The following is a 15,384-nucleotide window of genomic DNA, read 5'->3' as shown; positions in this document are numbered from 1 at the left end:
ACATGCCCACGATTCTCGGCCAGAACCAGTACGGCAAAGCAGAGAACCGCGTCGTCAAGATCACCCGCGACGGCGCCACCCACCACATCAAGGACCTGAACGTCTCCGTCGCCCTCTCCGGTGACCTCGACGACGTCCACCTCACCGGCTCCAACGCCAACTGCCTCCCCACCGACACGACGAAGAACACCGTCTTCGCGTTCGCCAAGGAGTACGGCATCGAGTCCGCCGAGCAGTTCGGCATCCACCTCGCCCGCCACTTCGTGACGAGCCAGGAGCCGATCAAGCGGGCCCGGATCCGGATCGAGGAGTACGCCTGGGAGCGGATCGCCAGCTCCGACGCCAATTCCAAGTTCATAGGCTCGGACGAGGTCAACCACTCCTTCGTCCGCAAGGGCCAGGAGACCCGCGTCACCCAGATCACCTACGACGGCCAGAAGTGGGAGGTCATCTCCGGCCTCAAGGACCTGGTCGTCATGAACTCCACCAACTCGGAGTTCTGGGGCTACATCAAGGACAAGTACACCACCCTCCAGGAGGCGTACGACCGCATCCTGGCCACCCAGGTGTCGGGCCGCTGGCGGTTCAACTGGACCGACGACGACCAGCGCATGCCCAACTGGGAGCGGTCCTACGAGCAGACCCGCAAGCACATGCTCGAAGCCTTCGCGGAGACGTACTCGTACTCGCTGCAGCAGACGCTCTACCAGATGGCCACGCGGATCATCAACCACCGCGCGGAGATCGACGAGGTCCGCTTCTCGCTGCCGAACAAGCACCACTTCCTGGTCGACCTCGAGCCCTTCGGTCTGAAGAACGACAACGAGGTCTACTACGCCGCCGACCGCATGTACGGCCTCATCGAGGCCACCGTCCTCCGGGACGGCGCCACGGCGCAGATCCCGGTCGACATGACCAACCTCTAAGCGGCACTGAGTCACCGGCCCCGCCCGCCCGCAGTCGGCGGGGCCGGTGCACCAGACCGGAGGGAACCTCCCATGGCTCAGCCTGCAAAGGGGCCGGCAACCGCCGAAGGCCCGTGTCCCACCCCGCCGTCCACCCCGGCCGACTGCCACCCCGTGGACGAGAAACTCCCCGCCTCTCGGCTCGTCCCGGCGGCACTCCAGCACATCGCCGCCATGTACGCGGGCGTCGTCACCCCTCCGCTCATCATCGGCCAGGCCGTCGGCCTCGACGCGGCCGGGATGACCCGGCTCATCGCCGCCAGCCTGCTCATCGCCGGCTGCGCCACCATCCTGCAGACCCTCGGCCTCGGCCGCTTCGCCGGAAACCGGCTGCCGTTCGTCAACGCGGCCTCCTCCGCCGGCATCGCGCCCATGCTCGCCATCGCCGAGACCAGCGCCCCCGGCCGCCAACTGCCCGCGATCTACGGCGCGGTGATGGTCGCCGGCGTCTTCTGCCTCGCCGTCGGCCCCTTCTTCGGCCGGCTCCTGCGCTTCTTCCCGCCGCTCGTCACCGGCGTCGTGATCACCCTGATCGGCGTCACCCTGATGCCCGTCCCCGTCGGCTGGGCCCAGGGCGGCGACCAGAACGCCGCTGACTTCGGCGCCATGAAGTACCTGGCGCTCGCCGCCTTCACCCTCGTCGTCATCCTGCTCTTCCAGCGCTTCGGCAGGGGGTTCGTCAAGCAGATCGCCCTGCTGCTCGGCCTGTTCATCGGCACCCTCGCCGCCGTCCCCTTCGGCATGGCGGACTTCACCGCCCTGCGCGAGGCCCCGGTCGCGGCCCTGCCCGCCCCCTTCGCCTTCGGCACGCCCGAGTTCCAGCCCGCCGCGATCCTCTCCCTGTGCATCGTGATGCTGGTCCTGATGACCGAGTCCAGCGCCGGCATGCTCGCCCTCGGCGAGATCTGCGAGCGGCGCAGCGACGGCCGGACCATCACCCGCGGACTGCGCACCGACGGCATCGCCACCCTCCTCGGCCCCGTCTTCGGCGGCTTCCCCACCTCGGCCTTCGCCCAGAACGTCGGCGTCGTCTCGCTGACCCGGGTCCGCAGCCGCTACGTGGTCGCCGTCGCCGGCGGCGCCCTCCTGGTCCTCGGCGCCTTCCCCGTCCTCGGCGCGGTCGTCTCCCTCGTCCCGATGCCGGTCCTCGGCGGAGCGGGCATCGTCCTCTTCGGCTCCATCGCCGTCAGCGGCATCCGCACCCTCTCGGAAGCGGGCCTCGACGACAGCTCCAACATCATCCTGGTGGCCGTCGCCCTCGGAGCGGGCATCATCCCGCTCGCCGCTCCCACGTTCTACGCCGGATTCCCCGCCTGGGCGCAGACCGTGCTCGGCTCCGGCATCAGCGCGGGCGCGCTCGTCGCCGTCCTGCTGAACCTGTTCTTCCATCATCTCGGCACCCGGAGCCGTCACACGGCCCCGGCACTCAAATCCTCCTAGGGTCCTGCCGTGCCCGACCGTCTCCCCTGGAATGAAGGAAGCACCGCCATGGCAGCACCTTCGGCAGCCCCCCAGCGCATCGTCATCGAGAACGCGGCGATCGCGACCGTCGACGCGAACGACACCGAGTACGCCACCGGCCACCTGGTCGTCGCCGACAACCGCATCGAGTCCCTCGGCGCCGGCAAGGCGCCCGAGGGCCTGGAGAACGTGGTCCGGCGGATCGACGCCACCGGCCACCTGGTCACGCCGGGTCTGATCAACACCCACCACCACTTCTACCAGTGGATCACCCGGGGTCTCGCGACCGACCACAACCTGTTCAACTGGCTGGTCGCGCTCTACCCGACGTGGGCGCGGATCGACGAGCAGATGGTGCGCGTCGCCGCACAGGGCTCCCTCGCCATGATGGCCCGCGGTGGTGTGACCACCGCGATGGACCACCACTACGTCTTCCCGAAGGGCTCGGGCGACCTGTCCGGCGCCATCATCGGCGCCGCCCGCGACATGGGCGTCCGCTTCACCCTCGCCCGCGGCTCCATGGACCGCAGCGAGAAGGACGGCGGCCTGCCGCCGGACTTCGCCGTCGAGACCACCGAGGGCGCGCTCGCCGCGACCGAGGAGACGGTGAAGAAGTTCCACGACGCCTCCTTCGACGCGATGACCCAGGTCGCCGTCGCCCCCTGCTCGCCCTTCTCCATCTCCACCGAGCTGCTGCGCGAGGGCGCCGCCCTCGGCCGCCGGCTCGGCGTGCGGATGCACACCCACGGCTCGGAGACCGTGGAGGAGGAGAAGTTCTGCCATGAGCTGTTCGGCATGGGCCCGACCGACTACTTCGAGTCCACCGGCTTCCTCGGCGAGGACGTGTGGATGGCGCACTGCGTCCACATGAACGACTCCGACATCGCGGCCTTCGCCCGCACCAAGACCGGCGTGGCCCACTGCCCCTCGTCCAACGCGCGCCTCGCCGCCGGCATCGCCCGCGTACCCGACATGCTCAAGGCGGGCGTGCCGGTCGGCCTCGGCGTCGACGGCACCGCCTCCAACGAGTCGGGCGAACTGCACACCGAGCTGCGCAACGCGCTGCTGATCAACCGCCTCGGCGCCCACCGCGAGGCCGCGCTCAACGCCCGCCAGGCCCTGCGCCTGGGCACCTACGGCGGTGCGCAGGTCCTCGGCCGCGCCGACAGCATCGGCTCCCTGGAGCCGGGCAAGCTCGCCGACTTCGTCCTCTGGAAGATCGACGGCCTCGGCCACTCGTCGATCGCCGACCCGGTCACCGCCGTCGTCTTCGGCGCGGCGGCCCCGGTCACCGCGTCCTTCGTCAACGGCAAGCAGATCGTCGAGAACAACCGACTGCTGACCGCCGACGAGGACCAGATCGCGCGCGACGCGCGCACGGAGGCCCAGCGCCTGGCCCGCATCGCGGCCCAGGGCTGATCCTCCCCCAGGAGTCCGACCGAGGGGGACGGCCCTCGGTCGGTCGCCGTGGACCCGAGCGGGGTGCACGGCAGCCGGGCCGGGGGGTGTCCGTACGCCCAGTCGTACGGCACCCCCCGGGACGGTGAACCAGCGACCGCCGCCCCCACCGGTCGCACCGTCACCGCGCCGCACCCCTCCGCCTGGCGCACCGCACCACCCGAGCAACGAGCCGCACCCTTGCACCCGCACCGCATCGCACCACCTCCCTGACATCCTCGTCGCCGCCGACGTGTAACCGACCGGAGGAACCGCCGTGGCCGCCAAGCCCCAGGTTCGCAATGCACCAGACGCAGGCTCCGCCCCCGACGACCGCGAGAAGCACCCGGTCGACGAGACGCTGCCGCCCATCAAGATGCTCACCAGCGGCTTGCAGCACGTGGCCGCCATGTACGCGGGAGTCGTCGCCCCGCCCCTGATCGTCGGAGCGGCCGTCGGCCTCTCCGGGACCGAACTGACGTTCCTCACCGGAGCCAGCCTCTTCACCGCGGGCCTCGCCACCTTCCTCCAGACCCTCGGCGTCTGGAAGATCGGCGCCCGGCTGCCCTTCGTCAACGGCGTCACCTTCGCCGGCGTCGCCCCGATGCTCGCGATCATCGACACGACGAAGGACAAGGCCGACGCCCTCCCCGTCATCTTCGGCGCGATCATCGTCGCCGGACTCCTCGGCTTCATAGCCGCCCCCTGGTTCTCCCGCCTCGTGCGGTTCTTCCCGCCGGTCGTCACCGGCTCCGTGATCACGCTCATCGGCGTGTCCCTGCTGCCGGTCGCCTTCGGCTGGGCCCAAGGCCCCAACCCGGCGGCCGACGACTACGGTTCGACCACCTATCTCTCGCTCGCCGGCATCACCCTCGTCGTGGTCCTGCTGCTGCGCCGCTTCACCCGCGGCTTCCTCAAGCAGGTCGCCGTCCTGGTCGGACTCGTCATCGGCACCCTCATCGCCATCCCCTTCGGCGTCACCGACTTCAGCCCGGTGACGGAAGCCGACATCGTCGGCTTCCCGACCCCGTTCCACTTCGGCGCCCCGCAGTTCGCCCTCGCCGCGATCATCTCCATGTGCGTGGTCATGCTCGTCTCCATGACCGAGTCGACCGCCGACATGCTGGCCCTCGGCGAGATCGTGGACCGGCCCGCCGACGAGAAGACCATCGCCGCCGGCCTGCGTGCCGACACCCTCGGCTCGGCCCTCAGCCCGCTCTTCAACGGCTTCATGTGCAGCGCCTTCGCGCAGAACATCGGCCTGGTCGCCATGACCCGCATCCGCAGCCGCTTCGTCGTCGCCGCCGGCGGTGGCTTCCTGGTCCTCATGGGCCTGTCGCCGGTCGCCGCCTCGCTGATCTCGGTCGTGCCCCGGCCGGTGCTCGGCGGCGCGGGTGTGGTCCTCTTCGGCTCGGTCGCCGCCAGCGGCATCCAGACCCTGGTCAAGGCCGGTCTGGAGAAGGACAACAACGTCCTGATCGTGGCCGTCTCGCTGGCGGTCGGCATCATCCCGATCACCAAGCCGGAGTTCTACCACGCCTTCCCGGAGACGGCGAAGATCATCCTGGACTCCGGCATCTCCACCGGCTGTGTCGCCGCCGTGCTCCTGAACATCGTCTTCAACCACCTCGGCCGGCGCCGGGACGACGACGAGGTGACCGCGCCGATGGAGCCGGGCGAGGAGATCTCCGAGACCCGTACGGCGAAGGCGGCGCACGTCCACTGAGCCACCGCCGTCCGTCCCTCCCCGACACCGCCCCGGCCCCCGCGCACCCCGCGGGGCCCGGGGCCGCGGCCGTGGTGCTGATCAACCCCAACTCCTCCACGGCGACCACCCGCATGATGACGGCGATCGCCCGGAGCACCCTCGCCGGCAGGAACCTCCACGTCCGCGGCGTCACGGCCCCCCACGGCCCGGCCATGCTCACCGACCCCACGAGCCTCCGTGCCGCCGTCCCCCACGTCCTGGCCGCCGCACACCAGGCCCTGGCCTCGGGCGACTGCGCGGCGCTGATCGTCGGGGCGTTCGGCGACCCGGGGGTGGGTGAGCTACGGAGGGCGTGGTCGCTCGGCCCGCCCGCGGGCCCGACGGCCGGAGCGGCCCTCTCCTCGCCGACCGGGCACGATGATCCCGCGCTGCCGTCCGGCCCGGCGGGGCCGCAGCCGACGGCCGGGTCCGACGGCGCCGGGTGGGCAAACGCCCCGGCGATCGTTGCCGGCGCGGTCCGTGTGCCCCGTATCGGCTTGGCCGTGCCGCAGCCGACGGCCGGGTCCGACGGCGCCGGGTGGGCATGCGCCCCCGCCGTCGTCCCTGGCGCCGTCCCCGTCGTCGGCATCGGCGAGGCGGCCCTCGCCGAGGCGGCTGCGGGAGGCAGGCGCTTCGGGGTCGCCACCACCACCCCGCATCTGGAAGGCTCGATCGCCGCCCACGTCGAACGCCTGGGCCTCGCCGCCTCGTACACCGGCGCGCGCTTCACCTCCGGCGCCCCCGCCCGCCTGGCCGCCCGTCCCGAGGCGCTCCTCGCCGCCCTCGCCGAGGCCGTCCGTGCCTGTGTCGTACGGGACGGGGCCGAGGCCGTCGTCATCGGTGGCGGCCCGCTGGGTGACGCCGCCACCGCCCTCCAGGCCCGCTTCACCGTCCCGGTCATCGCCCCCGTCCCCGCCGCGTGCCGCCTGGTGGCCACGCTACTGACGCGAGCCGCCCCCGAGGGATGACCTCCGGGGTCGCGGCCCGCGCCCACCCGGTGCCCCGCAGCCCTGGGCACGGGTCCGGACCGGTGTCCCCAGAGCGGACCGCAGCGTCGGCGCGGATCGACCCCGGACCCGCCCCCCCCGGACCCGCGCACCGTCCTCGCCCCCTCACCGTTCCACCGCCATCCGGCGCCGGCACTCCTGGGCCAGTGCTGGATAGGCCGTCGCGATCGCCTCGTACAGGCGGCGGCGCAGGAGGCGTTCGGCCTCGGCGCGGCCGGTGTCGCCGTAGAGGTCGTCGAGGAGGGACTCGTAGCGCGAGAGGGCGTGGCGCAGATAGCCCACCTGCCAGCGGGCCATCGCGCCCGCCGTGACGCCGCCCGGACCGCGTGCTCCGAGGAGGTGGCGGTGGCGGACCGCGCGGCGCTCCAGCTCCGGGGCGGGCATGCGGGGGACCTCGATCGGCTCCGCCCGGATCGCGGCCAGCACGGCGCGGCGCCGTCGCTCGGCGGCCACGCCCCTCGCGGCGGAGGACCGCCCGGACGTGAACTCGGGGGTGCGCTCCACGGCCTCGACCCGCGCGAGGAGATAGAGCCGCACCGGGGCGGGCGACCAGCGTCGCGGGTCGCGGCCCTGGACGTCGGCCTGGCCGAGCAGCTCGCTGACCATGGCGTCGCTCCAGCCGCGTCCGCGCAGCCCGGCCAGGGACACATAGGTCGTACGGTCCGTCACGATTTCCCCCAAGTCGACTACGGAGAGTGATGGGACCAGTGAAGCGCACGCCACTGACAACGCCCGCTCCCCACCTCCGCCCCCCGCACCCTTGCCGCGCCCCCGACCCGTGTGTCATACAGGTCCAGACCTTTCACGGACCGCCCGGCCGGACGGAGGCAACCCGTGCAACGCCCGCGCGCCGCAAGCCTGCTGACGCTCACCACACCGGTCCTGGCGGCCCTGCTCGCCGCCTGCTCCGGCCCCGCCGAACCCGCCAGGGACACCCGGGCCCCCTCCGTGCCCACCGCCGTCACCGCCACCGCGGGCAGCGCCACCACCGTCCACGTGATGTGGAGCGCCGCCACCGACGACCGGGCCGTCACCGGCTACACCGTCTACCGCCAGGGCCGCAAGGTGAGGGACCTCCCGGCAGGCACCCTGATGACCGACGTCACCGGGCTCGCCCCCGCCACCGCCCACACCTTCACCGTCCGCGCGCGCGACGCCGCCGGCAACCTCTCGCCCGACAGTGCGGCCGTCACCGCCACCACCCTCGCCGCCACCGCCGAGGACCGCACGCCGCCCACCCGCCCCACCGCCCTGCGCGTCACCCCCGCCGGCCGCGACGGAGCCACCCTCACCTGGCGCCCCGGCCGCGACGACACCCGCGTGACCGCCTACGACGTCTACCAGGCGGACTCCCGCATCCACACCGTCCCGGGCACCGCCACCACCGCCCGCCTGAGCGGCCTGCGCCCCGGCACCGCCTACTCCTTCACCGTCCGCGCCCGCGACGCCGCCGAGAACTCCTCCCCGGACAGCGACCCCGCCGACCTCACCACCGCCCCGGCCTCCGGCGCCCGGCCGAACACCGCCCCCACCCACGTCACCGCCCGCGCCACCAAGGGCGCCCTCACCCTCACCTGGACCCCGCCCCGCACCGGCGCCCCGGTCAAGGAGTACGAACTCCACCTGAACGGCCGCTTCGCCACCACCATCGTCTGGGGCGCCCAGCCCCCGCCCGGCCCCGTCAGCTACACCCTCACCGTCCCCGCCACCCCCGGCGTCCGCCACACCCTCACCCTCCGCGCCAAGCTCCCCGACGGCACCTGGGGCGACTTCTCCGCCCCGCGCACCGCGGTCACGGTCTGAGCGTCCCGACCCGCCCGGAACTACGCTGGGAAACGTGGCCGAGATCGTTCTCACCAACACCGGGCTCGACGCCTTCCTGGAGACGAGCCCCGAGTTCCGGGGCCCGGCGGCCGTCCGGGCCGTGGAGGCCGTGCTCGGGCTGCTCGCGCTGCGCGGGGCGGACCGGACGGCCGGAGTGCCCGAACCGACGCCGGAGCTCGCCGAGCGGCTGCTCCTGGAGGACCTGCCCGCCTTCGTGTGCGCGCCGCCCGAGGAGCTCGCCCTGTACCCGGCGGTGCTGCGGGCCCTCGCCGGGCGGTTCGACGGCGACCGCCGGGCCCGGGTCGAAGGCATGATCGGGGAGGCCGAGGGCGACTTCGAGCGCGCCATGCGCGATCCCGGCAACCTCACCTGGCCCCGCTGGTACGCCCAGCTCCTGCGCGCCGACGGGACCGACGCCGACGACCCCGAGGCCGTACGGGCGTGGCTGGGCCGCCTGGAGGCGCCGCCGCTGCCCGACGGCGTGCGACGGGCGGACCTGATGGGCCGCACCGCCCTCGCCGACGTGCTCCTCGCCGAGGCACTGACCCGGGCGTACGTCCGCGACGCCGAGCGGCCGCCGCCCGGCGGGCCGGTGCTCAGCGACCACGAGGTGGCCGGGGGCATCGGCGCCGTGGCCGCCGCGCTGCTCGACCGCTGGACCGCGGCGGGGCTCGCCGAAGGACTGGCCGGCGACTACGCGCACCTCGCGCCCGGCCCGGACGACTTCCCCCACCTCGCCCTCGCCGACGCCCTGCTCGACGAGCACCTCGACTACTACGGCGACGCGTCCGTTCCCCTGCCGCCGCCCCAGCCCGAGGCCGGGGCAGAGACCGGGAGCGGGGCCCAGGGCGGCACCGGCACCCAGGACCTCGAACGCGACGCCGACCTGCTCGCCGCCGCCGTCGACGCCCTCGCCCAGGCGCCGGAGACCGGACTCCGGGCCGGAATCGGAACCGGACTCGGAACCGAAGTCGGGACCGAAGTCGGGATTGGATCCCGGACCGGCCCCTCGGCGGGCCCGGGCCCGGAGCCGGACCCGGACACCGGAACGTACGGCGGCGAGGCCGCGCACCTCCTCTACACCCTCTACCAGCGCGGCTGCTCCGCCGAGTCCGTCGCCCGCCGGGCCGCCGAGTTCGAGGACTGGACGGTGGACCCGGCCCTGGAGGACGCCCCCGTCCGCGTACCGCCTCCGGCTTCCCCCGGATACACCACCCCCACCGCCGGAGAGCTCGCCCGGCTGCTCGGCGTCCCCGGCGTCGACGACACCGAGCGGGCCCGCCTGGACCGGCCCGCGCACCAGCTCGCCGCGGTCGTGGACCGACTGGCCGCGACCGGGCTCGTCTTCCGCAGCGGTGACGCCTTCGGCCTCACCCCCCACGGCGCCGCCGTCGTCCGCTACCTCCTCTCGGTCCGAGGGGTCGCCGTGCCCGACGCCGCCGAGACGACCGCCTGGGACGCGCCCGCCCTCGTGTCCGCCGCGCAGGGCTGGCCTCCGGCCGTCGCGGCCCGTGCCCTCGCCGAGTGGCTGCGCGCACACGGCTCCGCCGCCGGAGAGGGACACGGAGACGGAGAGGGACACGGAGACGGAGAGGGAGACGGAGAGGGACACGGGGACGGAGAGGGAGGCGGAACAGGCGACCGTATCGAGGCGGCCTGGAGCGCCCTGCTCCGTGCCGTGGGAAGCGTCAGCGCCGGCACCTCCGACGCCGCCGCCACCCGTGCGCTGCTCGGGCTCCTCGACTGGTCCGCCGCCCCGACCGCGGCACTGCGCGGGGCCGTCGGCGACCGGGTGGCCGGTGCCAGGGCAGCCGAGGAGCTGCGGGCCCGTGGTGAGACGGTCGCCCCGGACGCGGTGCCCCGGGCCGCCCTGGCCCTGCACGTCCTCGACCACCTGCCCGGCAAGCGGGGCCCGCTGGAGTCCCGGCGTGCCGCCTTCGACGCGGCCGCGGCGGACTGGCCCGGCGGCTCGGCGGCACTGGTCCGCGCGATGGCGGAGGCGGACCCGGACGAGACCGCCCGGATCCTCGGCCCCCTCGGCGTCGGCCTGCCGTGAGACCCCGGGGCCGGCCGCGCTCAGCTCCCCGATGAGCCCATGCCCCGGGCGCCCGACCCGGGCCCGCACCCCGCCCGGGCCCGCACCCCGCCCGTGCCCCGGCCGCCCGAACCCTCACCCGCCCCCGAGCCCTCACCCGCCCGGACCCCTCACCCCTCCCGAGCCCGCACCCCGCGTGGCCCCTCCCCGCAGTTCACAGCCCGCAGCCCTGGCGCGGGTCAGCCCGCCGTCAGGTACATCCCCGACGCGCCCGTCCCCGCCGTGTTGCGGCAGCTGTAGTTGCCGCTGGTGCGCCCGTTGACCAGGGCGAGGCAGCGGCCGAGCGCCGCCTGCCCGTAGGCGTTGGGGTGCATGTTCTCCTGGAGCGGTCCCTGCGTCTGGTTCTGGTCGATCCAGCGGGCCCATTCGCTGGTCGCCGCCGAGGCGGGCACGGTCGCGCTCACCTGCTTGCTGGCCTTCGCGCACACCTCGCGCCCCTGGAGCATGTCGCGCAGATCCATGAACTGCGCCCCCTTGGCCGTGGCCACGGCCTTGAGGCGGCCCGCGATCTGCGGCACGAGCGAGTCGCGCGCCCAGTCGGAGTCCTTGTCCCAGAAGGGGCAGCCGCCGGTGTTCGTCCGGCTCCAGCCGCTCTCGGAGTAGCGGTTCTCGGTGGAGCGGGGGATGGGGGAGGGGTACGACTGGAGCACGATCCGGTAGTCGCCCGCGGCGTAGCCGGCCCCGGTCATCACGGCCCGGATCTCGTCCACGGCCTTGCCGACGTCCGCCATCACCCCGTCGATCTTCGCGTCCACCTCGGCCTGCTGGTCGTCGTGGCAGTAGGAGTACCAGACGATGTAGTCGGTCGCGCAGGTGGTGATGATGTCGGCGAAGCCGAGGTCGTTGCCGCCGATCGACAGCGCGATCAGCTTCACGTCGTGCGTACGGGCGACGGTCGCGAGCTGGTCGGCCTGCGGGGCCTCGCCCTTGTACGCCACACCACCCTGCGAGGCGCGGAAGACGTGGTCCGTGGTCGCGCCGGAACAGGCCAGGTTGACGAGCGCGGAGGCGATCGGTCCGGCGCTCTTGACCTCGGCGGTGTCCGAGCGGTGGCAGCCGTTGGCCGCCGTGGCGCCGTAGACCCGGGAGGGGTCGTAGCCGCTGCCCGTCCAGGCGCGGTCGGTGCCGTTGCGGCTGCCGCTGGTGGTGAGGCTGTTGCCCTGCCAGCGGCCGGCCTCGCCGGAGATGTAGCTGTCGCCCATGGTGACCACGGCGGTGGGGCCGGATCCGGGCGAGGCGGCGGCGGGGGAGGGGAGCAGCGCGCAGAGCGCGGCGGCGAGGCACAGCACGAGCGACCCGCGCAGCACGCGGTGAGGGGACGAAGGCATGGCTGTACTCCTGCGGTGTGCGTACGGCGTCGTACGCGGAGCGGTGGGGGACAGCCGCCGGCCGGTGGCATGGCGGAATTTCGCATGCCGTGGCTTGTTACCGCTAGGTAGCTGCGCGTCTCGGTTGCGTCACGTGACTTGTGAAACACCATGGATCGAAAAGTGTGCAAAGGGCGAAAGGCCCCGCCCCCGGTGCTGTGCGAACACCGGGGGCGGGGCCTTCTCACGGCCTGCCGAGGAGGCCGGGCGGCTGCTGTGCGGTCAGCCGACCAGCTGGTCGTACGCGGGGAGGGTGAGGAAGTCCGCGTAGTCGGCGTCGAGGGAGACGTGCAGCAGGAGGTCGTGCGCCTGCTGCCACTTCCCGGCCGCGAACGCCTCCTCGCCGATCTCCGCGCGGATCGCGGCCAGCTCCTCGGCGGCGACCTCGCGGGCGAGCTCGGGGGTGGCCTTCCGCCCGTTCTCGAACACGACCTCGGCGTTGATCCACTGCCAGATCTGCGAGCGCGAGATCTCGGCGGTGGCCGCGTCCTCCATCAGGTTGAAGATGGCGACGGCGCCGAGGCCGCGCAGCCATGCCTCGATGTAGCGGATGCCGACCTGGACCGCGTTGCGCAGGCCCTCGTACGTCGGCTTCGCGTCCAGCGAGTCGATGGCGATGAGGTCGCCGGCGGCCACCGACACGTCCTCGCGCAGCCGGTCCTTCTGGTTCGGCTTGTCGCCGAGGACGGCGTCGAAGGAGGCCATGGCGATCGGGACCAGGTCGGGGTGGGCGACCCAGGAGCCGTCGAAGCCGTCGCCAGCCTCGCGGTCCTTGTCGGCCTTGACCTTCTCGAAGGCGACCTTGTTGACCTCGGGGTCCTTGCGGGACGGGATGAAGGCCGCCATGCCGCCGATCGCGTGCGCGCCGCGCTTGTGGCAGGTGCGGACGAGGAGTTCGGTGTACGCGCGCATGAACGGGGCCGTCATCGTGACCGCGTTGCGGTCCGGAAGGACGAACTTCTGCCCGCCGTCACGGAAGTTCTTGACGATGGAGAACAGGTAGTCCCAGCGGCCCGCGTTCAGGCCGGCGGCGTGGTCGCGGAGCTCGTAGAGGATCTCCTCCATCTCGTACGCGGCCGTGATGGTCTCGATGAGGACCGTGGCGCGGACGGTGCCCTGCGGGATGCCGACGTAGTCCTGGGCGAAGACGAAGATGTCGTTCCAGAGGCGGGCCTCCAGGTGCGACTCCGTCTTCGGCAGGTAGAAGTACGGGCCCTTGCCGAGGTCGATCAGGCGCTGGGCGTTGTGGAAGAAGTACAGGCCGAAGTCGACCAGGGCGCCGGGCACCGGGCGGCCGTCGACGGTGAGGTGACGCTCCTCCAGGTGCCAGCCGCGCGGGCGCATGACGACCGTGGCGAGCTCCTCGGCCGGCTTCAGGGCGTACGACTTGCCCGACCTCGGGTCGGTGAAGTCGATGTTCCGGGTGTAGGCGTCGATCAGGTTGACCTGGCCCAGGATCACGTTCTCCCAGGTCGGCGCGGACGCGTCCTCGAAGTCCGCGAGCCAGACCCGGGCGCCCGAGTTCAGCGCGTTGATCGTCATCTTGCGGTCGGTCGGGCCGGTGATCTCCACGCGCCGGTCGTCGAGGGCCGCCGGGGCGGGAGCGACCTTCCAGGAGTCGTCGGCGCGGATCGCCGCGGTCTCCGGCAGGAAGTCCAGGGTGGACGTACGGGCGATCTCGGCGCGGCGCTCGGCCCGGCGGGCGAGCAGCTCGTCCCGGCGCGGGGTGAACCGCCGGTGCAGTTCCGCCACGAAGGCGAGGGCCGCGTCGGTGAGCACCTCCTCCTGGCGCGGCAGGGGCTCGGCTTCGACGACGACCAGGGAGGACGGCGCTGGTGCGGACATGAACTGTCACTTCCTTCAGCGGACTTCACGGGCGGTGCCATCCGGCCGCCGGGCGTCGTCGTGCGGCACGCAGTGCCACAGGCGCCGGGATACGGCCGGGAGCGCCGTCACGGAGGATCAGGCGCTTCTGAACAGTGGATACTAGTTTCCTCATAGTGGAAGTTCAATGGTTTGTTGATGTCGAGATTCTTTGGGTCGACACAAGATGGCGCTCGGTGCCACCCCCCTCACTCAAGGTGCACCAGGTCCGCCTCGGTGTCGATGTCGTAGGGCTCGGCCACATCCGAACAGTCCACGAGCGTGATCGCGTCCCGGTGCTCCTTCAGATAGTCCCGCGCCCCCTGGTCGCCGACCGCGCCCGCCGCGATGCCCGCCCAGCGGTCCACCCCGAAGAGCACCGGATGGCCGCGCCGCCCCTCGTACGAGGCCGCCGCCAGGCTCCCGCGCCCGCGGTACGCCTCCCGGACCCGCGCCACCGCCGCCGCCCCGATCCCCGGCTGGTCCACCAGCGACACCAGGGCCGCCTCCACCGGCAGCGCCTCCGCCTCCAGCGACGCGAGCCCCACCCGCAGCGACGAGCCCATGCCCTCGGCCCACTCCGGGTTCTCCACCAGGACGCACCCCGGCAGCCTCGCCTCCGCCCGGACGCGGTCGGCCGCCGCCCCGAGCACCACGTGCACCACCTCGCAACCCCCCTCCCGCAACACCCGCACCGCGTGCTCCACCAGCGGCCGGCCACGGTGGGACAGCAGCGCCTTCGGCCGTCCTCCGAGCCGCCGGCCGCCCCCCGCCGCGAGCAACAGCCCGGCCACGAGCGGCTCGGCGGCGGCGACGGGACGGGTGGGTGCGGGTGCTGGTTCGGTGCGGGCGGTGGCTTCTTCCGTCCCAGAGGTCTCACGGTTCATGGGGACTGCATACCGCATCGGGGGCGCACCACTCGGATGCCTGAAACTGTGTCCGCCCGCTGGCGCGCCGGGCGCGCGAGGGAGTTAACTGACCCGCGACCGCGAGCGCCTGACCACCGCTCGGCGGTCGGCACAGAGTCGTGCGTGGGGGGAGAACCATGTTGCGAGGCGTGGGGCAGAGGCGAGTGACCACTGACGGCGTGGACCCGAGAGTGGCCGAGCTGCGCGCCGCCGTGTCCCGGCTCCGGCGGGAACTGGCCGGGCACCGGAGGGAGTTCGCCGACCGGGGCATCGCCGAGGACGAGCTCGCCGCGCTGGACGCGATGGCGACGAGCGGCGCCCCCGAGGTGTGGCGGCTGCGCCGCTCGCTCCTGCTGATCGCGGGCGCCGTCGGCTCCGTCAGCGCCCTCGCCGAGGGCCTCTCGGCCGTCCGCTGCGCCGTCGAACTGTTCGGCCCGCCCGCGACCGGCGGCCCGGCGCCCGGCCCGCCGCCGGTCCCGGGGCCGCGAACGGGAGCGTGAGCGCGATCAGAAGCTGCGCACGAGGAACCAGGCCGCCACGCCCAGCACCGCCAGCACGCCGCCGACGGAGACGACCGTGCCCGCCTTCTCGTTCGTGGCGTGCCCTATGGCACTGCCGAGGAGTCCCACGAGCGGTGCGACGAAGACGATCAGCGCGATGCCGACCACGTGGTCGATCACGATCCAGCCCCCCTGACGGTCACCGTGCGG

Annotated in this window: 13 protein-coding genes; 8 read left to right on the top strand and 5 right to left on the bottom strand. The window is 73.2% G+C overall.

Annotation, left to right across the window (positions count from 1 at the left end):
* Positions 1–2: 2 nt before the first annotated feature.
* The 5 genes from pucL (at position 3) to ABD954_RS06470 (ending at position 6,578) form a co-directional block, all read left to right on the top strand.
* Positions 3–926: a factor-independent urate hydroxylase gene (gene pucL, locus ABD954_RS06490; RefSeq protein ID WP_345484820.1), complete on the top strand. Its 924-nt coding sequence runs from the start codon at positions 3–5 to the stop codon at positions 924–926.
* Positions 927–998: 72 nt separating this feature from the next.
* A complete protein-coding gene (locus tag ABD954_RS06485) occupies positions 999–2,405 on the top strand; it encodes a nucleobase:cation symporter-2 family protein (RefSeq protein WP_345484819.1) in 1,407 nt (468 codons plus the stop codon).
* A gap of 48 nt (positions 2,406–2,453) precedes the next feature.
* A complete protein-coding gene (locus tag ABD954_RS06480; protein WP_345484818.1) occupies positions 2,454–3,845 on the top strand; it encodes an 8-oxoguanine deaminase in 1,392 nt (463 codons plus the stop codon).
* Positions 3,846–4,140: 295 nt separating this feature from the next.
* Complete coding sequence (locus tag ABD954_RS06475) at positions 4,141–5,589, top strand: nucleobase:cation symporter-2 family protein (RefSeq protein WP_382745966.1); 1,449 nt, start codon at positions 4,141–4,143, stop codon at positions 5,587–5,589.
* Between the two features lie 71 nt (positions 5,590–5,660).
* Positions 5,661–6,578 (top strand): aspartate/glutamate racemase family protein, encoded by a 918-nt coding sequence (locus tag ABD954_RS06470; protein ID WP_345484817.1) that lies wholly within the window; start codon positions 5,661–5,663, stop codon positions 6,576–6,578.
* A 144-nt stretch (positions 6,579–6,722) separates the two neighbouring features.
* Here ABD954_RS06470 and ABD954_RS06465 read toward each other — a convergent pair whose 3' ends face one another.
* A complete protein-coding gene (locus ABD954_RS06465) occupies positions 6,723–7,286 on the bottom strand; it encodes a hypothetical protein (protein ID WP_345484816.1) in 564 nt (187 codons plus the stop codon).
* Positions 7,287–7,451: 165 nt separating this feature from the next.
* On the opposite strand from ABD954_RS06465, the gene ABD954_RS06460 reads away from it, so the two are divergent.
* Both ABD954_RS06460 and ABD954_RS06455 read left to right on the top strand, forming a co-directional pair.
* On the top strand, positions 7,452–8,420 hold the full coding sequence (locus ABD954_RS06460) for a fibronectin type III domain-containing protein (RefSeq protein ID WP_345484815.1): 969 nt from the start codon (positions 7,452–7,454) through the stop codon (positions 8,418–8,420).
* A gap of 34 nt (positions 8,421–8,454) precedes the next feature.
* Positions 8,455–10,497: a hypothetical protein gene (locus ABD954_RS06455; RefSeq protein WP_345484814.1), complete on the top strand. Its 2,043-nt coding sequence runs from the start codon at positions 8,455–8,457 to the stop codon at positions 10,495–10,497.
* Positions 10,498–10,715: 218 nt separating this feature from the next.
* Here ABD954_RS06455 and ABD954_RS06450 read toward each other — a convergent pair whose 3' ends face one another.
* The 3 genes from ABD954_RS06450 to ABD954_RS06440 form a co-directional block, all read right to left on the bottom strand.
* Positions 10,716–11,864, bottom strand: a complete 1,149-nt coding sequence (locus tag ABD954_RS06450) for a GDSL-type esterase/lipase family protein (protein ID WP_345484813.1) — start codon at positions 11,862–11,864, stop codon at positions 10,716–10,718.
* Positions 11,865–12,125: 261 nt separating this feature from the next.
* Positions 12,126–13,748: a malate synthase A gene (gene aceB, locus ABD954_RS06445; protein ID WP_345484812.1), complete on the bottom strand. Its 1,623-nt coding sequence runs from the start codon at positions 13,746–13,748 to the stop codon at positions 12,126–12,128.
* A 227-nt stretch (positions 13,749–13,975) separates the two neighbouring features.
* Complete coding sequence (locus ABD954_RS06440) at positions 13,976–14,653, bottom strand: nucleotidyltransferase family protein (protein ID WP_345484811.1); 678 nt, start codon at positions 14,651–14,653, stop codon at positions 13,976–13,978.
* A gap of 158 nt (positions 14,654–14,811) precedes the next feature.
* Between ABD954_RS06440 and ABD954_RS06435 the strand changes: the two genes are divergently transcribed.
* A complete protein-coding gene (locus tag ABD954_RS06435) occupies positions 14,812–15,174 on the top strand; it encodes a DUF5955 family protein (protein WP_345484810.1) in 363 nt (120 codons plus the stop codon).
* Positions 15,175–15,180: 6 nt separating this feature from the next.
* Here the strand turns inward: ABD954_RS06435 and ABD954_RS06430 are convergent, their stop codons facing one another.
* The gene (locus ABD954_RS06430) at positions 15,181–15,354 is read right to left on the bottom strand and encodes a hypothetical protein (protein ID WP_345484809.1); all 174 of its coding nucleotides are present in this window, start codon (positions 15,352–15,354) and stop codon (positions 15,181–15,183) included.
* Positions 15,355–15,384 lie beyond the last annotated feature (30 nt).

The organism is Streptomyces roseoviridis, assembly GCF_039535235.1.
Classification (GTDB): Bacteria; Actinomycetota; Actinomycetes; order Streptomycetales; family Streptomycetaceae; genus Streptomyces; species Streptomyces roseoviridis.
This window is presented reverse-complemented; position numbering and strand designations above follow the sequence as displayed.